Genomic DNA, 20,045 nt, shown 5'->3' on the forward strand with positions numbered 1-20,045 from the left:
CCACGACGGGGCTCTCATAGGTAGGTCGGAGCCGAGGGGCCGGAGGACGACACCCGGCGGCAGGTTCCGGTCAGAGTCCTACGGCCCGGCGACCGGTGCGGGCCGGACCCGGTCGTCCGGGGCCGGGACCACGGCCCGGCGGCGGCCCGGCAGCGCGACCGCGAAGGCGAGCGCGACCAGTGCGAACGCCACACAGGCGACGAAGCCGGCCCGGAAGCCGTTGGTGAGCGCGCTGGGCTGGTCGGGCCCGGTGGAGAAGGAGACCGCCACGGTCGACACGATGGCGATGCCGAACCCGCCGCCGACCTGGAAGGCGGCGTGCACGAGCCCGGACGCCAGGCCGGACTCCGACTCCGCGACCCCGGTGAGCGCGACGATCGAGGCGGTGGTGTGCGCGATGCCCAGACCGAGGCCGAAGATCACGAAGGGGAAGAAGAGGTCGCCGAGATAGTCGCCCCGGACACTGATCATGATCAACATCGCGCAGGCGACGCCGAGCATCACCACACCCGGTACGGCGGCCGGCCGGAACCCGCGCCGGGTGACCACCGCCTGCCCGACGTACGCCCCGACGACAGCCATCACCGGCATGATCGAGCCCAGGAAGCCGTACTCGATGGCCGAGTACCCGAGCACCTGCTGTCCGTAGAGGGAGGAGAGGAAGGAGAGCGAGAAGACCAGCATCGCGACCACGACCATCAAGAGGTTGCCCGTCGCGACGCTGCGCATCCGCAGCGTACGCAGCGGCACCAGCGGCGCGCTGGACCGGGCCTCGATCCCGACGAAGACCACCCCGAGCACGACCACCAGGGCGAGCAGGCCGGTGGTCCGCACGCTCGACCAGCCCGCCGCCGGCGCCTCGGAGATCGCGTACACGAGCGCGACCAGCGCCGCCGTACTGGTCAACGCACCGGCCAGGTCGAACGTCCGCCGCCGCCCGTGGTCCCGGCTCTCCCGCAGCACCAGCGGACTGACCAGCAGCAGGACCAGCACCACCGGGACGTTCACCAGGAACACCGACTCCCAGCCGAGGTTGCTGGTGAGCCAGCCACCGACCAGCATCGCGGCGGTGGCGCCGATGCCGCCGACGGCCGACCACGCGGCGATCGCCTTGTTCCGCTCGGCCCCCTCCTCGAAGGTGCTCATCAGGATGGAGAGCGCGCTCGGCACCATCATCGCCGACGACACGCCGTGCACGGCCCGAGCCGCGATCATGACCTCGGCGTTCCAGGCGAAACCGGAGAGCAGCGAGGTGACCAGGAACCCGACCAGGCCCACCATGAAGATCCTGCGCCGGCCCAGCAGGTCCGCCGACCGGCCGCCGAGCAGCAGCAGGCCGCCGAAGGTGATCAGGTTGGCGGTCAGGATCCACTGCGCCGCGCTGGCGTCGAGGGCCAGCGCCGACTGGATCGCCGGCATGCCGACGATGACGATCTGCGAGTCGAGAATCACCATGAAACTGGCGCAGCAGAGTACGACCAGCGCGGTCCAACGACGTGGATCGCGCTCGTCGCGCCCGGCGGATGTTGCGGTTACCCCGGCTGGTTCCATCTCCGCTCCTCCTCGTTACCCCGATGGCGACGTCGCCGCCGCGAGACGACGACGTCCGGCACGGCGGTCGGCGCAGCGACAGTGCTGGCGGACCGTCCGGCCGGGTCAACCTCCGCTCGACCGGCGCCCGACCTCCCGCGCCCGACGGCCGCCGGTCAGGGTCGGAAACAACACCCGCGAGACCATCGCCGGCCGCATCAGCGCCTCCGGCCGGTCGACGAGCCCGGCCACCCGCATGAAGGCGCGGGCAACGACCGGGTCCTCGGTCGCCGCGGCCTGCAACCTCGGCAGGTACGCGTTTCCCAGCCGTACCTTCACGGTGCGGCGGCCGACGACCCCCGGAAAGCCGAGGTCACCGCCGGCCGACATGTCCCAGGGCGGGTCGATCGCCCGGGCCAGGTCGCGGAAGTACCGCCGCGCATCCCGTGCGCCGCCCGCCAGGTGGTCGCGGAGCACGACCGCCCCGATCGCCGCCACCGTCATCCCCTGCGCGTAGATCGGGTTGAACACGCACGCCGCGTCACCCAGCACGAGCAGCCCCTCCGGCAACCGCGCCAGCCGCTCGTACCGGCGGCGGATGCTGCTGGGAAAGCGGAAGGAGACCGGAGTCGTCAACGGCTCCGCCCGGCGGACCGACTCGAAGATCTGCGGTACCGGCAGCGAGCGGACGTACTCCAGGAAGCCGTCCGGGTCGGTGGGAGGCCGGTCGCCGAGGATCCCGTTGAGCGAGACCGAGTAGCGGTCGGGCAGCCGGGCGAAGGTCGCCCCGCGCGGGTTGCCGGGGGTGGCGACCGAGATGATCGCGATGTCGTCGCCGATGGGATCCGTGTCCAGCGGCGCGTGGAAGTCGCACGTCGTGTAGGTCAGGTCCATCCTGACCTCCTCCTCGACGACCCGCGGACAGCCCAGCTCCGTCAGCCAGCGGGGGGTCCGCGAGCCGCGCCCGGTGGCGTCGACGACCAGGTCCGCCGGCAGCGCCCGTGGGCTGCCGAAACCCTGGGCGTCCCGCCGGTGCACCGAGACACCGGTGATCCGGCCACCGTCAGGGCTCGCGTCGAGTCCGACCACGTCCGTCCGGTCCAGAAAGGAGACATTGGACAGCTCGCCGACCCGGGCGCGCATCCGCTCCTCCAGCAGCCAGCGACCGGGCGAGATGCACACCAGGTCGGTCTCCACCTTGCGGATCATCCGGCCGCCGAAGTGCCAGCCCAGGCTGGTACCGAAGTCCCGGGTCGGCACGCCACCGGCGGCCATCTCCTTGGTGAAGCCCGGGAACAGCTCCTCGATGATCTGCTGGCCGCGGGCGAGCAGGCCGTGGATGTGGTGTCCCTGTGGGACGGCCCGGCGAGGCCCGGTCGCGCCGACCAGCGGGTCCCGGTCCACCACCGTCACGGCGCGGTAGAAGTCCGCGAGTACCCGGGCGGCGAAGAGGCCGGCCACACTACCGCCCAGTACCACCGCCCGGTCACCGACATGCTCGTTCAAGGGGACCTCCCGGGCTCCGCCACCGTTCAGGCGACTGTCACACCGCGGCCGGAGGTCGCGCATCTTCACCGTTGCTGTCACGCGGCTGCGGCGGCACCGGGTCCGTCCGGGGAGCGGCTCGGCACCGTCGACGAGGCCGGCGAAATCCACGGCTCCCCGCCGGAAGCTGATAGCCTCCCGGCGGTGACCTGACGCTCACGAAAGGTGGCGACGGTGAAGTACCTGCTGATGGTCTGCGTCGACGAATCCGTCCAGCTCAGTCCGGAGGAATCCGAGGCCGAGGTCAAGGCCGCCACCGCGTGGGCTCAGCAGATGCAGGCGCGCGGCGTGCGGGTACTCGGCGACCGCCTCCGTCCGACCAGGGAGGCCACCACGGTGCGGATGCGCGACGGTGAGCTGCTGATCTCGGACGGTCCGTTCGCCGAGACGAAGGAGCAGCTGGCGGGCTTCGACGTCATCGAGTGCGCCAACCTCGACGAGGCGATCGAGGTGGCATCCGCCCATCCCGGTGCCCAGATCGGCACGGTGGAGCTGCGCCCGTTCTGGCAGGAGTGACGGCGTGATCGAGCCGTCCTGTCCGGGGTGGACGTCGTAGCCGGGCCGCCCGCTCCGGAGTGGACGACGTAGCCGGCCTCCCTCAGCGCGCCGTTACCGGGCCGGCCCGGCCACCAGGCGCGCCGCCCGGTCCTCCAGGTAGCGCCGCTCCAGCAGACTCGCGGTCCGGCCCGCCGCCAGCCGGTAACACGAGTGCGCGGCCGTGTGGTCGCCCGCCATCTCCAGCAGGTGCGCCCGGGTGGCCTCCAACCGGTGGTGCCCGGCCAGCCGGTCGTCGGCGGCGAGCCCGCCGAGCAGCCCGAGCGCCACCTGCGGGCCGTGCACCATCGCCACCGCGACGGTGCGGTTCAACGCCACCACCGGGCTCGGTGAGACCCGCTGCAACAGGTCGTACAGGCCGAGGATCTGTGCCCAGTCGGTCTCCTCGGGCCGGGCCGCCTCGGCGTGCACGGCCGCGATCGCGGCCTGGAGCTGGTACGGCCCGGCCGGTCCCCTCGGCAGGGTGCTGGTCAGCAGCGATATTCCTTCCCGGATGGCGTCCCGGTCCCACCGGCTGCGGTCCTGCTCGCTCAACGGGATCAGCGTGCCGTCCGCACGGGTCCGCGCCGCGCGCCGGGCGTCGGTGAGCAGCATCAGCGCCAGCAGCCCGGCGACCTCACCGGCCGCCGGCCGCCGGCGGTGCACCTCCCGGGTCAGCCGGATCGCCTCCCCGGTCAGCTCGCCGCGCTGCAACCGCGGCCCGGACGTCGCCGTGTAACCCTCGTTGAAGATCAGATAAAGCACGTGCAGTACGACCCGCAGCCGGTCGGGCAGTTCCCGCTCGGGTGGCAGCCGGAACGGGATGCCGCTGGCCCTGATCCGCTGCTTGGCCCGGCGGATCCGCTGCGCCATGGTCGACTCGCTGGTCAGGAACGCGTTGGCGATCTGTCCGGTGGTCAGGCCGCCGACGGCGCGCAGCGTGAGTGCCGCCTGAGCGGGCGGGGAGAGCGACGGGTGGCAGCAGAGGAAGAGCAGCCGCAGGGTGTCGTCCTGGTCCTCCGGGCGTTCGGCCTCCGGGCCGGGTACCCACTGCTCGTCCGCCGGCAGTCGGGCCGCGGTGGTCACCTCCCGGCGTCGGCGGGCGAGTTCGCTGCGGTACTGGTCGGTCAGGCGGCGACTCCCGACCGTGGTCAGCCAGCCGCGCGGGTTGTCCGGCACACCCTCGCCGGGCCACTGCGTCGCGGCCGCCAGCAGCGCGTCCTGGACCGCGTCCTCGCAGGCGTCGAAGTTCCCGTGCCGCCGCACCAGCGTGGCGAGCACCTGGGGGGTCAGCCGGCGCAGCAGATCGGCGAGATCGCCGTCAAACTCCATGGCTCCATCATGCAACGACCGGCCTGGCCACGGGCCCGGGTCTCGTCGTTCCGGCGGGCCACAAGCCCAGCAAGTTGGAAGAATATTCGAAACTGACCGGCGTCTATGGTGATGACGTGATCGAGCGATCCGGGCATCCGGGCACCGATCGAGCGGCGCAGCAGCGACCACCCGCAATTCTGATTCCCGGTGCCCACCTGCCCATATCCGGTTGATTCGCGGATTAGCCACTGGAGGTACCGAGCATGGAGAAGGCTGTCTGCCCATTCGTCCTCGACCCGGAAGGCCGGGACACCCACGCGGAAACCGAGCGGCTGCGCGAGCAGGGCCCGATCGCCCGGGTGGAACTCCCGGGCGGCGTCCTCGCCTGGTCGGTGCACAGCTACGAGTTGGCCAAGCAGATCCTCATCGACGAACGGTTCTCCAAGAATCCGCGCCGGAGCTGGCCGGCGTTCATCAACGGGGAGATCCCGCCGGACTGGCCGCTGATCACCTGGGCGGTGATGGACAACATGGCCACCCACGACGGCGCGGACCACACCCGGCTGCGCGGCCTGCTGCTGAAGGCGTTCACGACGCGCCGGGTCGAGGCGATGGCACCGCAGTTGGAGACGACGGCGAAGGAGCTCCTCGACGACCTGGCCACCGCCGCCCGGGACGAGGTGGTGGACCTGAAGACCCGGTACTGCCAGGCGCTGCCGGCCAGGATGATGTGCGACCTCTTCGGCGTGCCGGACGAGGCCCGGGCCGACGTGCTGCGCGGCGGGCACGTCAACGTGGACACCCGGATCACCCCGGAGGAGGCGGCCGCCAACGTCGACCAGTGGACCAAGGCGATCGCCGATCTCGTGGTGCACAAGCGGCAGCACCCCGGGGACGACCTCACCACCGCACTGATCGCGGCCCGGGACGAGGACGGCTCGCGGCTCACCGACGACGAGTTGATCGGGACGCTGCACCTGATGCTCGGCGCCGGCTCGGAAACGATGGTCAACTCGCTGAGCCACGCCATCATCGCGGTACTCGACGATCCGACACTGCGTGCCCAGGTGATGGCCGGCGAGGTCTCCTGGAACGAGGTGATGGAGGAGACCCTGCGGGTGGAGTCGCCCGTGGCGCACCTACCGTTCCGGTTCGCCACCCAGCGGTTCGAGATCGGCGGCGTGACGATCGAGCAGGGCGACCCCGTGATGATCGACTACGCCGGGCTCGGGCGGGACCCGGAGCTGCACGGCGAGACCGCCTGCGTCTTCGACGCCACCCGGAAGGACAAGACCCACCTCTCCTTCGGCCACGGCGTGCACTACTGCCTCGGGGCGCGGCTGGCCAAGCTGGCAACTTTGATCATGTTGCCGGCGCTCTTCGACCGCTTCCCGCACCTCGAACTCGCGACCCCGAAGGACCAGCTCGCACCGCAGGGCACGTTCATCATGAACGGCCGCCGCGACGTCCCGGTCCACCTGTGGGGCCGGGTGGCCGCATGAAACCCTTCCGGATCGCGATCCCGCAGGCCGACCTGGACGACCTGGACCGGAGACTGGCCGCCACCCGCTGGCCGACCGAGATTCCGGACTGCGGATGGGACCGCGGCGTACCGCTCGGCTATCTCCGGGAACTGGTCGACTACTGGCGGACCAGCTACGACTGGCGGGCGGCCGAGGCGCAGCTGAACTCGTACCCGCAGTTCACCACCGAGATCGACGGCGCGAACCTGCACTTCCTGCACGTCCGCTCGCCGGAACCGGCGGCCGTTCCGCTGCTCATCACGCACGGCTGGCCGGGCTCCGTCGTGGAGTTCCTGGACGTCATCGGCCCGCTCACCGACCCCCGGGCACACGGTGGGGATCCGGCCGACGCCTTCCACGTGGTCGTACCCGCCCTGCCCGGCTTCGGCTTCTCCGGCCCGACCCGGGAGCCGGGCTGGAACGTCCCCCGGATCGCCGCCGCCTGGGCGCAGTTGATGCACCGCCTCGGCTACCAGCGGTACATCCCGCAGGGTGGCGACGTCGGTGCGTGGATCACCCTCACCCTCGCCGGGCTCGACGCCGAGCACGTGCTCGGGGCACACGTGAACTTCCTCTTCACCGCTCCCCCGCCCGATCCGGCGGCGCTGGCGGGCCTCGAACCCGCCGACCGGGAACGCCTCGAACTGCTGGCGAGGTTCCTCGCCGACGGCTCCGGTTACATGCTGCTCCAGGCCACCCGCCCGCAGACGCTGGCGTACGCCCTCACCGACTCGCCGGTCGGGCAGCTCGCCTGGATCGTCGAGAAGTTCCGGGAGTGGAGCGACTCGGCGAAGGTCCCGGAGGACGCGATCGACCGGGACCGGATCCTCACCAACGTCATGCTCTACTGGCTGACCGCGACCGCCGGCTCCTCGGCCCAGTTCTACTTCGAGACCGCCGACCAGCTCCCGACCGCGGCGACGCCGCCGGCCCCGCCACCGCCGCTGCCCGTACCGCTCGGCGTGGCCGTCTTCCCCCGCGACTCGGCCCGGCCGGTCCTGCGCTTCGCCGAGCCGGCGTTCCCGAACATCGTGCAGTGGCACGAGTTCGACCGGGGCGGCCACTTTGCCGCGCTGGAGGAGCCGGACCTGTTCGTCGACGACCTTCGACGGTTCGCCCGCGCCACCCGCTGACGACAGGTGCGGGGAAGGGCCCCCGCTACAGAAAATGCTGTGCGGGGCCCCTCCCCGCATGTCAGTTGTGCGGCGGCGAGAGGTCCGGTACGGCCGCCGCGCCGGCGAGCCGGTCCGAGACGTGTCCGGCACGGTGCAGCCAGCGGACCGTGTCGCGCAGGGTGGTCTCGAAGGTGGTGCCGGCCGGACCGAGGAGCCGGTCGGTGGCGCTGGTGTCGACGGTGCGGCCGACCAGGCAGGTGTAGATGGCGCCGTACTCCGCCGGGATGTGCACCGGCACCAGCCGCTGGACGAGGCTGGCCAGCGCGCCGACCGGCAGCATGGCGGCGGCCGGGAGGTGGACGGCGGGCAGCGTCCGGCCGGTGACCCGGCGCAGCACCCGGACGAATTCGCGGGTGCCGACGTACCGGCCCTGGGCGAGGAACCGGCGTGGTCCACGGCCCGGGCTGAGCACGGCGGCGTGCAGCCGGGCGACGTCCCGGACGTCGCCGACCGGAAAACCGCCCGACGGCCACATCGGCATGAGACCGCGCAGGGCGTTGCGGACCCGGGCGGCCTGGTCGCCGAGCTTCGGGTCGTGCGGGCCGAGGGTGGCCAGCGGGTAGGTGATGACCACCGGGGCACCGGCCCGCTGGGCCCGCCGGGCGACCGTCTCGGCGCGGGCCTTCGTCGCCAGGTACGTCTCGCGCGGCACGCCGACCGGGGAGTCGGTGCCCAGCGGTTCCCGGTCGGTGGGGAGCAGGGCGGCGAAACTCGACACGTACACGATCGGGTCGGCGCCGGCCGCGCGGGCGGCGTCGAGCACCAGTTCGGTGCCGCGGACGTTGACCGCGCGCATGGCGGCACCGGCCCGGCTGTCGAAGCTGTACACCGAGGCGGCGTGCAGTACCGCGTCGCAGCCCCGGACGGCCCCGGCCACCGCGTCCGGGTCGGTCACGTCGCCGGGGCGGAGCTCGACACCGTGGTGTCGGAGACCGCGAACGCTCCCGCTGCCAGGGCCGACGCCGAGCGGCCCGAGCGCGGGGGCGACCCGGGCCGGGTCACGGACCAGCAGGCGCACCCGGTGACCCGCGCGCAGGATCTCCGCCACCGAATGGCAGCCCAGGAAGCCGGTACCCCCGGTCACCAACACCAGCACGTCGCATCGTCCAGTCCCGGCCGGTCGGCCGCTAGGTCGAACATCCTCGATCCAGCAGAGCGTCGCCTCAGCCGGCGTGCACGGTCATCGGCAGTCCGCCACGGATGCGCAGCGAGAGCATCGGCTCGGCCACCACCCGGCGGCCCGGTACCAGACTCAGCCGCAGGTCACGGGCGACCATGGCGACGACGAAGACCGCCTCCATCATCCCGAGATGGTTGCCGACGCAGAACCGCGGCCCGGCCCCGAACGGGATGTACGCGTACCGGGGCCGGTGCCCCGCACCGGCGCGGGCCGGGTCGAACCGCTCCGGGTCGAAGCGCTCCGGGTCGGCCCAGAACCCCGGGTGCCGGTGCAGGGTGTACGGGCAGATCAGCACGTCGGCGCCGGCCGGAACCCGGTAGCCGCCCACCTCGTCGGCCTGTTGGGCGAGCCGGGAGAGCATCCAGACCGGCGGGTAGAGCCGCATCACCTCTTCGACGACCATCGTGGTGTACCGGAGTTCGCGCAGGTCCTCGTACTCCGGCAGCCGGTCCCCGAGCACCCGGCGGGCCTCGGCGCGCACCCGTTCCCGCACCTGGGGGTGCCGGTCGAGCAGGTGGAAGGTCCAGCCGAGCGTGCTGGCGGTGGTCTCGTGGCCGGCGAGCAGCAGCGTGACCAGTTCGTCGCGCATCCGCCGCCGGCCGACGGCCGGGTCGCGTTCCTCCGACGTGGACGTGATCAGCCGGGAGAGCGCGTCGTCGCCGGACGGATCCCGGGTCCGGTCCCGGACCAGGTCGTCGACGATCCGTTGCAGCTCGGCGCGGGCCCGCCGGAACCGGAGCTGGTGCGGCAACGGCACCCACATCGGGACGGCGCTCATCGACACCATCTCGAACATCGCCTGGTCCTGCATCGCCTCGAAGGCCTGCCCGAGCGTTCCGAAGCCGCCCAGGTCGGCGTCGAGCAGGGTCCGGCCGAGTACGCCGAGGGTCAGCCCGGTCATCTCGCGCACCACGTCGACGGGTTCGCCGCCCTGGCGGGCCCGGAGCCGCAACATCAGCTCCGCCGCCTCCTCGGCGATCACCCCGGCCTGCCGGGCGATCCGGCGGTGCTGGAAGACCGGCTGGATCACCGTGCGCTGCTTGCGCCACAGCTCGCCCTCGCTGGTCAGCAGCCCGTCGCCGAGGGCTCGCCGGGCCTGGGCCAGGCCGAGTCCCTTGTGGTAGTTGCCGGGGTTGTCCGCCAGCACGTACTTGGCGTGGTCGGGGTGGTTGAAGAAGTAGAGCACCTTGGGGCCCATGGCGATCCGGACGGCGTCGCCGTACGCCTCGGCGGCCGAGGACATCAGCCCGAGCCGGTCCCGGACCAGTTTCCACAGCAGGCGGGGCGCGGAGCGGGCCGGTGGACCCGGCGGGACCTGGACGGGGGCGGTCAGGGACACGTCGTGGTCACCTCGCTCACGTCGTTGGTGCGGGCGGCCGGGCCGGTCCGGTCGAAGCGGCCGCGCAGGAAGACCAGCGGGTCGGCGCCGTCCGGCTCTGCGACCGGGAGCTGTGCGGCCGAGAGCACGGTGCCGAGGAAGATGGTGTGGTCGCCGCCGTCGTAGCTGCGCCAGACGTCGCACTCGAAGTGCGCCAGCGCGCCGGAGATCAGCGGCGCCCCGGTCACCGGTCCGGGCCGCCAGTCGACGGAGTCGAACTGCGCGGCGCCGAGCGGCCGCCGCCGGTCGGCGAAGTACCGGGCGACGGCCTCCTGGCGGGCGGCGAGCACGGAGACCCCGAACGACGTCGTGCCGTCGAGGCAGCCGTGCATGATCGCCTTCCGGTCGATGCAGACCAGCAACAGCGGCGGCTCCAGCGACACCGAGGCGAACGAGTTGGCCGTCATCCCGTGTGGCACCCCGCCGCCGACGGTCACCACCGTGACGCCGGTGGCGAACGCCCCACACGCCCGGCGCAACGACTGGGCGTCGACCGTGCTGCGCGCCTCCAGGGTCATGGCTGGCTCCCCGCCGGGAGGTACGCGTCGAGCGCCCGGGCCAGCGCCTCCGGCACCCGGGCCGGCGCGGTGGCGCCGTTCGGCCCCCGCATGCAGGCCACCCGCTGCCGGCCCCGGGCGACCAGGGTCTGCCCGCCGCCCGGGTCGAGCCGGAGGTAGTCGAAGCCGAACTCGAGCTGGGTGTGCGCCAGGTCCACCAGCCGCATCCGGACGGCGAGTTCGTCGAAGGCGGTGATCTCGGCGAAGAACTCGCAGTCGACCTTCAGGGTGAACAGCTTCAGGTCGGCCTGGAGGTCCGCCAGGACGTCCGGGGCCCGCTCCTTCAGGAACATCTCCCGGCACCGGCCCTGCCAGCGCAGGTAGTTGACGTAGTAGACGTTCCCGACCAGGTTCGTCTCCTCGAACCCCACGGTGTGCAGGTACTCGTAGTACTTGTCCGTCATCACGACCACCCGTCGGTGAGTACCGCGACCACCACCGGCGCCGAGACGCCGTGCAGCCGGGTCGCGAGCGTGACGATCCGCAGCGTGCCGGAGGCGAGGACCAGCCAGCCGTCCCGGCGTACCGCGCCCAGGGTGAGCGGGGCGTGCGCCGGCAGGCCCGCCTTGGCCAGGCACTCCAGCGCCGTCCAGATCCGGGTGGCGGCGGTGTCCGGGTCCTCGCCCAGTTCGGTGGCGGTCAGCTCGGCCAGCCCGGCGTGCTGGCCGAGCAGCGCCCGCCAGTCCGCCCGGTCCCGTTCGGCGACCGGCTCGACGTCGCAGCCGAGCGTTCCGGTGGCGGCGACGCAGAGCGTCACCCCCGCGCCGTGCGAGACCGAGACGGTCCGGTCCCCGTCGACCTCGGGCCGGCCGTCCGGGCGGTACCGGAGCCGCGTCGGGGCGCCGAGCGCCCGGCCGGCGGCCACCGCGGTGTGCCGGCGGTCCCGGGCCGTCCGGTCCGCCGGCACCGGCTCCACCGCGACCCCGATCCGGGCGCCGACGACCTCCTCCAGCGCCCGTTCCAGGTACGGGCCGAGCAGCGGTGCCACCCACGGGCCCCGGCCGTCCCTCTTCCGTACGGCGCGCAGCCGCAGCCCGTCCCACCGCTCCACGACCGCACCGTCCGGGGTACGCACGGCGATGTCGTAGACGTACGTGTCGCCGTCGCGGCCGCGTTCGGTGGCGCAGAAACGCACCTCGTCGAGGTCGTCCAGCGCCCGGCCGGCCGGGTGTACCCGCTCGACGCCGGCCGGCAGCAGCGTGGCGTGCGGCACGCAGACCTGGTTGCCGTGCATCAGCGCGTCCCGCATCCCGGGGTCGGCGAGCAGCCGCGCGCCGGGGAGGAACGGCGCGATCCAGTCGACGGTCGCCTCGACGGCCAGGTCGGCGTCGACGTGCCGGGCGGCGGCCCGGTGGTACCGCCGTAGCCGGTGGAACCGCTCGCCCTGGAACAGCGTGTCGCCGTAGAGGTCCCGGGCCGGCTCCAGCGGCACCGGCGGCAGCCCGGCACCCGCCCGCTCCGGCGGGCCGTCGGGGACGGCGGCGTCGGTGAAGCGCAGCCGGGCCAGGAAGTGGTCGACGACGAAGTCGGTCTCCGCGCTGCGGATCGCCACCGCCACGGTGTCGTCGTCGACCACGGTCGCGGCGACCCGGATCGTGGTGCTGCCGTCCGGCGGTACCACGATCGGGCGCGGGAACTCGACCTCCTCCAGCACCGGCACGGTGTCCCGCCCGGTGACCGCGACCGCGGCCTGCACCATGGCCTCCATCCCGAAGACCGCCGGGAAGAGAAGGTTGCCGTCGAGAAGGTGGTCGCCGAGGTAGCGGTCGGTGCCGGGGTTCAGCTCCACCTCGCAGACCAGCTCGACGCCGTGGTAGCGGACGAGTGGACGGTCGACGAAGCGCAGCAGCGGCAGCTCGGGGACGTCCCGGCGTACCGTGTCGATCCCGTCGGTGCGGCCGCTGACCACCACGCAGGTCGGCGCGTCCGGGTCGGCGAGCAGCCGCCGCAGCAGGCGTACGCCGTCGTCGGGGGTGATCGGGGTGATGCCGTCCCGGTACAGGCCCTCCAGCACGGAGAGCCGCTCTCCCATCCCGACGCCGGACCAGACCGACCACTCCAGGCAGAGCGCGCGGCAGCCGGGGTGCCGGGCGGCGACCTCGGCGGTGAGGTCGGCGAGCCACTCGTTGGCGGTGGCGTAGTGCGCCTCGCCGCGCAGCCCGGCCCGGCCGATGATGCTGCCGAAGCTGACCAGCAGCCGCAGCCGGTCGGGGTCGACCGCGTCGAGCAGCGCGCGCAGGCCGTCGACCTTCGGCGCGAAGGTGCGGCGGAACGCGTCGGCGTCGAGGCTGGCCAGGGCCGCCGGTTCGTTGCGGCCGGCGCCGTGCAGGACGGCGGTGACCGGTCCGAGCGCGGCGGTCACCTCGGCGACGGCCCGCCGCACCTGGGTCGGGTCGGTCACGTCGGCGCGGGCGTAGTGCAGCCGTACCCCGGCCGCCGCCATCCGGCTCAGGTTCGCCTCCAGTTCCGGGTCGTCGGCCGGGTCGGAGCGGCCGAGTACCGCCATCCTCGCCCCGGTGTCGGTGGCCAGCGCCAGCGCGCACTCCGCGGTGATGCCCTTGCCGCCGCCGGTGACCAGCAGCACGTCCCCGTCGTCGAGCGGCGGGACGACCCGGGTCGGGCGGACCGGCATCGGGCGCAGCGTCGGTACCCGCCGCACCCCGGCGGCGTCGTAGTACGCCTCGGCGAACCGGGTCGTGCCGCGTACCTCGGCCACGACGTGGTCGACGGCGGCCGGCGTCGGCGGCACGTGCGCGATCGTGGTACGCACGTGCGGCGCCTCCAGCCGGAGCGTCTTCGCCAGCCCGGCCGCGCCCCGGCCGTGTTGCACCAGCACGAACCGGTCACCGGTGGTGCCGGCGGCGGCCGCCTTGGCGCCGAGCAGGGCCAGTTCGAGGTGCTGCTCGGTGCAGTCGGGCGGCAGGCAGACCAGGGTGCCGGCGCCGAGGCCGGCGCGTTCCAGGGCGTGCCGCAGCGGCTCGGCGAGCGGGCTGTCGGCGGGCGCGTACACCCGCCACCGGCCGCTGGCCTCGGGCTCGCCGCGCGGGGGCGGCCCGGTCTCGTCGAGGTCGACCCGGAACGCCCGGGACCAGGACGCGGCCCCGGCGACGACGGCGGGCGGCCCGGCGGCGCCGGCCGGCGCGTTCTCGGCCAGCTCCGCGAGCGCGTCGGCCAGTTCGCGTACGGTCGCGGTGGCGAAGTTCGTCGGCCCCTGCGGGGCGGCGACGGCGACCTGCTGGGCCACCTGGTTGACCAGCTGCCCGACGGTGATCGAGCTGAGGTGCAGGTCGTCGAGGAGCCGGCTCTCCTCACGGACCAGTTCCAGCGGCAGCTCCGCGCGCTCCGCCGCCAGCCGGCGGAGGGTGTCCACTATCGACTCGCCGGGATGCTCCGTCGGGTCCGGTGCGGCGGGAGCCTCGACCGGCGCGTTCCGGCGTACGGCGCTGCGCAGCCGCAGCGGCGGGGCCGCCTCGCAGGGACTCTCGAAGAAGGTGAACTCGGCGCCGACCTGGAGCGGGCGGACGAGACGGCCGTGGAAGAGCCCGGCGTGCACCGGGGCCGCGCCGACGACGTACGCGGCCCCGACCACGGCCAGCAGCCCGGCGAGCGACTCGTCGTCGGTGTCCAGCGGTACGGCCGGCACGTCGGTGGCCGCCGCCGCCAGCCCGCTGAGCACCCGGCCCGGGCCGACCTCCACGAACAGGTCGATGTCCTTCGCCACCAGGGTCACCGCCTGGGTGAAGAGCACCGGATCGGTGATCTGGCGGCGCAGCAGCGCCGGGACGTCGGTCTCGGCCGCCAGCGGCTCGCCGGTGACCGTCGAGACGATCCTCCGCCCGACCGGTCCGATCCGCTCCCCGGTCAGCCGGCCCGCGAAGGCTTCGGCGGCGGGCGCGACGAGCGGCGAGTGGAACGCGTGCGACACCGGTAGGCGGCGCCAGCCGATCCCGGCGGCGTCGGCCCGGCGGCCGACGTCGTCGAGCGCCGCGACGGTGCCGGCGACCACCGTCTGCTGTGGTCCGTTGTAGGCGGCGACCACCACCGGTAGCCCGGTCAGCAGCGGCTCCACCACCTCCGGGGACTCGTTGACCCCGAGCATGCTGCCGGAGGCGCTGTGCTCGGCCATCGTCCGGCCCCGGACCGAGGCGATCCGCAGCAGGGTCTCCTCGTCGAGCGCGCCGGCCCAGTGCAGCGCCGAGATCTCGCCGAGACTGTGCCCGACGGCGGCGGCGGCCTCGACCCCGAGCATCGACAGCGCGCGCAGGCCCGCCGCCGATCCGGTGACGATCCTCGGCTGGGCGACCGCGGTCGCCACCATGTCGCCGCTGCCGGGCAGCGCCGCCGAGGCGTACACCTCGGCCACCTCGGCGAAGCGGCGGCGCAGCGCACCGCCGCTGGTGCCCCGGCCGGATCCCTGGCCCGGGAAGAGGAACGCGATCCGGCCCGGCCCGCTGGCGTGGCCGAGGAAGCCCCGCCCGTCCGCGGTGAAGAGCGTGGTCTCGCCGGCGTCCAGCGCCTCGCGGAGGCCGCGCAGCCGCCGCTGCGCGTCGTCCGGCGAGGAGACCACCACGGCCGCCCGGTACGGCCCGCCGCGCAGCTCCCGGTGCAGGGTGGCGGCCAGGTCGGCGAGCTGGGCGTACGACAGGGCCGGCACGAAGTCGAGCACCATCTCCAACCGGGTACGCAGTTCCGCCGGGGTGACCCCGTCGACGACGAGCAGTTCCACGTCCTGCACCGAGGCGGCCAGCGCGCGGGTGCGGGTGTCGAAGGGCACCCGGCGGGCCCGGTCGGTCTGGTCGAGCACGATGTGCGTGTTGATCCCGCCGAACCCCATGGCCGTGACACCGGCCCGCACGGCGGTACCGGTCGGCCACGGCTCGGCCTGGCGCAGTACCCGCAGCGCCGCCGTCTCCTCGTCCAGCAGTTCGTGCGGTTCGACGCAGCCGACGGCCGGCGGGAGCACCTGGTGGTGCACCGCCATCGCCGCCTTGATCAGGCCGGCCACCCCGGCCGCCGCCTTGGTGTGCCCGATCATCCCCTTGATCGAGCTGATCGCGGCCGGCGGCGCCGCGGAGTCCGCCGCGCGCCGGGCCAGGGAGAGCGCCCTGAGTTCGGTCGCGTCCCCCACCGCGGTGCCGGTTCCGTGCCCCTCGAACAGGCCGACGGTCTCGATGCCGAAGCCGGCCCGCTCGTACGCGCGACGCAGCGCGAGTTGATAGCCGCTCACCTCGGGCCGGGTGATGCCGCCCTTGCCGTCCGAGGAGATGCCCCAGCCGGCGATGGTGGCGTAGACCCGGTGCCCGGCCCGCCGCGCCTCCCGCTCGCGCATCAGCACGACCATGCCGCAGCCCTCGCCCGGCCAGAAGCCGTTGGACCTGCGGTCGTAGATCCGCATCTCGTGCCGGGCCAGGGCGCCGGTCTTGGCGAACCCGACGATCTCGAACGGGTCGATCGAGAGGTCCACCCCGCCGGCGACCGCGACGTCGACCTCACCGTCGACGAGTGTCTTGCAGGCGGTGGCCACCGACAGCAGCGAGGAGGAGCAGGCGCCGTCGACGGTGTACCCGCCGCCCTTGAGGTCGAAGTGGTTGCAGATCCGCCCGGCGATGGTGTTGGAGAGCCCGCCGGCCAGACTGTCCTCGTCGATCGCCGGGAACGGGCTCTTGAAGGTCTCCTCGAAGTCGTCCAGGAAGGTGGAGAGCTGGTCGTCGTCCCAGTCCTGGTCCTTCAGCGCGGCGGCGACCATCCGGCGGACGTACGGCCAGCGCAGCCGTAGCTGGTTGGCCCGGGAGAACTCGCCGGTCAAGGTGTTGCCGACGACCACGCCGGTACGCTCGCGCGGCAGCCCCTCGGCCATCGGGAAGCCCGCGTCGGCGAGCGCCCGGGCGGCGGTGTCCAACGCCAGCCAGTGGGTCAGGTCGGTGGAGCGGTAGGTGCTGCCGGCGATCTTGTAGGCGATCCGGTCGAACCGGTACCCCTCGATGACCGCCGCCATCCGGGCGTAGAACCGGTCCGGTGTGGTGGGGTCGGCGTCCCAGTAGTCCTCCAGCCGCATCCGCTGGTCGGGCAGGCGCCGGAACGCGCGCCGGCCGGCCAGGGCGTTCTCCCACAGCTCCTTGGGCGAGGTGGCGTCCGGGTACTGGCACGCCATGCCGACGACGGCGATCCTGGTCATGCGGTCACCACCTCCTTGCCGGCGGGCTCCTCGTCGGCCCGGTCCCGGCCGTTCGGGGAGGCGACCAGGACGGGGGAGACCGCGGCCGCCGCCGCGGCGGTGGCCGCGGCCTCACGCTGCTCGCGGGCCTGGTTGACGAAGTGGATCGACCAGAGGAAGCCGCCCCGGATCAGGCAGACGATCGCGGTGGCGAAGAAGATCCCGTACGCGATGCCGGCGCCGGTGACGATGCCGTAGACGACCGCCACGCCGGCCCCGAACGCGACCTGGGAGGCCGGGCGGGACGGGCTGGTGCCGGGGTCGGTCACCATGTAGTTGGTGAAGAGTACGAACGCGACGCCGGTCATCATCGCCAGGGCGGCCGTGATCGAGGTGTCCAGGACGATCCCCCGGAAGACCGCCTGGAGGGCGAACGCGCCGAGCCAGCCCATGATCAGCCACATCCGGCCGGTGAGCATGCCGTTGATCATCGTCCCGCCGAGGATGATGACGGCCGGGATGATCCAGTCCACCGGACCGCCGACGTGCTCGGTGAAGTGGTACGGCGGCGCGACGCTCGCCCAGGGGAAGAGCAGCAGGATCACCGCGATCCCGAAGTTCGACGGGTTCATGTAGTGCCGCAGCCGACCCCGTACCGGCGCCCGCAGCACCCACTTGGCGCCGATCGCGACGGCGATGCCGAACATCATCGGCAGCACCCGGTCGTTGACGTAGATCAGCATGTTGAGCGCGAGGCTGGTGATGTGCGCCGGGTAGAGGAACTCGACCATGCCGCGTACCCCGCCACCGAGGAACCGCGGGGACCGCCCTTCCGACCGTGCGCCGATGACCTCCAGGAAGATCTCCACGGTGTATCCGGTGAGGATCGCGATGAACGGCCAGGTCCAGGCCTGCTCGAAGCCGAAGAGCGTGTAGCCGAGGATGTTGAACACCGTGATCGAGATGGCGAAGTTGCGCAGTGCCTTGATCACCTTTGGGTCGTGCCGGGGTGGATTCTTGGTCTTCTCGGCCATCTCCGTCTACCTCTCCCGCGCGTGCGTACCGAGCTCGAGCGCGTGCCAGCCCGGCTCCAGTCGAAGATCCTGTTGGTGCAGCTGCCCGGCGCGGTCCCGCCACCGCAGGTGCACCTGCACGGGCCCGCTGACGTCGCGGCCCAGCCCGATGTGCACCTCGTGGCTGCGCTTGCCGGAGTGCCCGCTGCCGCCGTCCACCCGGCCGAGCAGGGTCCGCCCGTCCTCGGTGGTGACCGTCACCTGCGCCCCCACCACCGGGGACCCGGGTCCGGGGGCGGGCTGCGCCGCACCCGGGACGGGCGACGTCTCCGCGCCCGCCGCAGCCGGCGGTGCCGCGTCGGTACCGTCCGGGGCCGGCGGTGCCGCGTCCGTACCGTCCGGGGTTGGCGACGCCGCGTCGGTACCGCTGCCCGGAGCCGGCGGGGTGTCGGCGTCGGCCGACGCGGCCGGGTGGCGCAGCCGCAGGCCCAGGAAGGCGCCCGGGGACGGGCTCTGGTTGTGGTAGAAGACCGGCGCGTCCCACTGCCGGGCGACCGCGAAGTCGAGCCGGCCGTCGCCGTCGGCGTCACCGGTCGCGATCCCCCGGGTCGGCACCGGAATCGCGAGCCCGAGCTGCCCGGCCACGTCGGTGTAGCGCCCGTCCCGGTTCCGGACGAAGAAGTGCAGGCGCTGGGCGCCCCCGATGTCGTCGCCCGCCTCCAGCCTCGGCCAGAACTCCGGGTGCTCCAGCAGGCCGTCGTTCGTCATGGCCAGCTCCTGGAGCTGGGGCCAGCGGTTGACCTCGCCCTTGAGGAACCCGGTGGTCTGGGCCACCTGCAACTCGCCGCTGTTGTCGAAGTCGGCCAGCTTCACGTCCCAGCCCCAGCCCGACCAGGCGAGTCCGAGCGGCGCGCTGCGATCCTCGAAGGGCGCCCGGCCGTCGCCGAACCGCGCGCGCAGGTCGTCGGCGTTCTTCGCGGTGTTCACGAACGCGAAGTGGCTCTCCTCCAGCCCGAACGTGGTGGTGATGTTGCTGACGAACATGTCGTACAGGCCGTCGCCGTCGATGTCGCCGAAGTCGACGCCCATGCCCTTGAAGGAGTCCGCACCCACCCGCTTCGAGTTGGGCACGAACGCCTGCCGCGCGGCCTTGACGACCGAGAACCTGAACCTCCCCGGTGTGGACTGGTTGTAGAGCAGGCGGTCCGGGCCGAAGTCGTGCGCCAGGTAGAGCTCCGGCAGTCCGTCGCCGTCGAAGTCGTTGCCGCCCGAGGCGAGCGCCCAGCCCTTGGAGACATCGGTCGGCAGGGCGTCCGGGACCATCTCGTAGGTCGCGGTGGGCTGCGCCCCCGAGGTGGCCCCGGTCCACCGGAACAGGTAGTCCTCGCCGCCGTTGAACGCGTGCGACATCGACCGGTTCATCGCCACCCCGCCGGCCTTGGTGTCGTCCAGCACCGGGCCGTGCGGGAAGTAGTTGCCGAGGTAGATGTCGAGGTGGCCGTCGCCGTCGAAGTCGTCGACCGCGGCCGTGTTGGAGTTCCACAGCGGACCGTTGTACTCCGCGCCGCTCGTCCCGGGCACCAGCTCGACGGCCCGGTAGGAGGCCGCGCCGAGGGAGGTGGCCCCGGCCCGCGCCAGGTAGAGGACGGGGGTACGTCCCCACAGGTAGACGAGCAGGTCCATCCGGCCGTCCTCGTTGAAGTCGCCGGGGACGCAGCCCATCGGGGCCGACGCCCGGTGCGTCGGCAACGCCGTCAGGTCCACCGCGAACGGCGGGTACCGGTCCGCCCGTGCCCCCGGCACCGGGGTCACCACCACCTGGTCGATGCGCGGGTCGGTGATGCACAGGTCGTTGGCGAACCCGTCACCGTCGAGGTCGTTCATCGCGACACCGGCGCCGACCGAGGAGATCCAGGCGTCGATGTGCCGGTAGTCCTTGTTCACCCGGCGGATCGTCTGCTGCGGGAAGCCGCCCGGCATCGCCACCGAGTACGGCGTGAACTCGAACCGGCTCGCCAGGCCGTCGAGTTCGGCGGAGGAGGCGGTGGGTAGCCGGGCCGCCTGGAAGAACGTGGCCATCAGGGCCAGCGCGACGATTCCGGGCAGCTGCCTGCGCAGCCAGCCAGCTTTCTGAGCCATGTG

General features: G+C 73.0%; 13 protein-coding genes. 3 read left to right on the top strand and 10 right to left on the bottom strand.

The window, feature by feature from the left end; all coding sequences use genetic code 11:
- Positions 1–78: 78 nt before the first annotated feature.
- Together ABNF97_RS22735 and ABNF97_RS22740 are read right to left on the bottom strand one after the other, a co-directional pair.
- Complete coding sequence (locus tag ABNF97_RS22735; protein ID WP_349339721.1) at positions 79–1,551, bottom strand: MFS transporter; 1,473 nt, start codon at positions 1,549–1,551, stop codon at positions 79–81.
- A gap of 105 nt (positions 1,552–1,656) precedes the next feature.
- Positions 1,657–3,036 carry an FAD-dependent monooxygenase family protein gene (locus tag ABNF97_RS22740; protein ID WP_130464522.1) on the bottom strand — a complete coding sequence of 460 codons (1,380 nt, stop codon included), beginning with the start codon at positions 3,034–3,036 and terminating at the stop codon, positions 1,657–1,659.
- A gap of 213 nt (positions 3,037–3,249) precedes the next feature.
- Between ABNF97_RS22740 and ABNF97_RS22745 the strand changes: the two genes are divergently transcribed.
- Positions 3,250–3,591, top strand: a complete 342-nt coding sequence (locus ABNF97_RS22745) for a YciI family protein (protein WP_349339722.1) — start codon at positions 3,250–3,252, stop codon at positions 3,589–3,591.
- A gap of 93 nt (positions 3,592–3,684) precedes the next feature.
- Here ABNF97_RS22745 and ABNF97_RS22750 read toward each other — a convergent pair whose 3' ends face one another.
- Positions 3,685–4,941 carry an RNA polymerase sigma factor gene (locus ABNF97_RS22750; RefSeq protein ID WP_349339723.1) on the bottom strand — a complete coding sequence of 419 codons (1,257 nt, stop codon included), beginning with the start codon at positions 4,939–4,941 and terminating at the stop codon, positions 3,685–3,687.
- A gap of 245 nt (positions 4,942–5,186) precedes the next feature.
- Here ABNF97_RS22750 and ABNF97_RS22755 point away from each other — a divergent pair, with 245 nt between their 5' ends.
- Both ABNF97_RS22755 and ABNF97_RS22760 read left to right on the top strand, forming a co-directional pair.
- A complete protein-coding gene (locus ABNF97_RS22755; RefSeq protein WP_130464524.1) occupies positions 5,187–6,425 on the top strand; it encodes a cytochrome P450 in 1,239 nt (412 codons plus the stop codon).
- A complete protein-coding gene (locus ABNF97_RS22760; protein WP_349339724.1) occupies positions 6,422–7,579 on the top strand; it encodes an epoxide hydrolase family protein in 1,158 nt (385 codons plus the stop codon). Before ABNF97_RS22755 ends, ABNF97_RS22760 begins: the two co-directional genes overlap by 4 nt.
- 61 nt (positions 7,580–7,640) lie before the next feature.
- On the opposite strand, the gene ABNF97_RS22765 is transcribed toward ABNF97_RS22760, so the two are convergent.
- The 7 genes from ABNF97_RS22765 to ABNF97_RS22795 all read right to left on the bottom strand — a co-directional run bounded on the left by ABNF97_RS22765 (position 7,641) and on the right by ABNF97_RS22795 (position 20,042).
- Positions 7,641–8,705 (bottom strand): NAD-dependent epimerase/dehydratase family protein, encoded by a 1,065-nt coding sequence (locus ABNF97_RS22765; protein ID WP_349339725.1) that lies wholly within the window; start codon positions 8,703–8,705, stop codon positions 7,641–7,643.
- A 79-nt stretch (positions 8,706–8,784) separates the two neighbouring features.
- Complete coding sequence (locus tag ABNF97_RS22770) at positions 8,785–10,140, bottom strand: cytochrome P450 (RefSeq protein WP_349339726.1); 1,356 nt, start codon at positions 10,138–10,140, stop codon at positions 8,785–8,787.
- A complete protein-coding gene (locus ABNF97_RS22775; protein ID WP_349339727.1) occupies positions 10,131–10,697 on the bottom strand; it encodes a flavin reductase family protein in 567 nt (188 codons plus the stop codon). Before ABNF97_RS22775 ends, ABNF97_RS22770 begins: the two co-directional genes overlap by 10 nt.
- Positions 10,694–11,140, bottom strand: a complete 447-nt coding sequence (locus ABNF97_RS22780) for a thioesterase family protein (RefSeq protein ID WP_130464528.1) — start codon at positions 11,138–11,140, stop codon at positions 10,694–10,696. Before ABNF97_RS22780 ends, ABNF97_RS22775 begins: the two co-directional genes overlap by 4 nt.
- Positions 11,140–16,911 carry an SDR family NAD(P)-dependent oxidoreductase gene (locus ABNF97_RS22785; protein WP_349339728.1) on the bottom strand — a complete coding sequence of 1,924 codons (5,772 nt, stop codon included), beginning with the start codon at positions 16,909–16,911 and terminating at the stop codon, positions 11,140–11,142. Before ABNF97_RS22785 ends, ABNF97_RS22780 begins: the two co-directional genes overlap by 1 nt.
- On the bottom strand, positions 16,908–17,924 hold the full coding sequence (locus ABNF97_RS22790) for an enediyne biosynthesis protein (protein ID WP_349339729.1): 1,017 nt from the start codon (positions 17,922–17,924) through the stop codon (positions 16,908–16,910). The genes ABNF97_RS22785 and ABNF97_RS22790 overlap by 4 nt, the downstream gene beginning before the upstream one ends.
- A 6-nt stretch (positions 17,925–17,930) precedes the next feature.
- Positions 17,931–20,042: a CRTAC1 family protein gene (locus ABNF97_RS22795; RefSeq protein WP_349339730.1), complete on the bottom strand. Its 2,112-nt coding sequence runs from the start codon at positions 20,040–20,042 to the stop codon at positions 17,931–17,933.
- Positions 20,043–20,045 lie beyond the last annotated feature (3 nt).

It is taken from the genome of Plantactinospora sp. B6F1 (genome assembly GCF_040120695.1).
Lineage (GTDB): Bacteria > Actinomycetota > Actinomycetes > Mycobacteriales > Micromonosporaceae > Plantactinospora.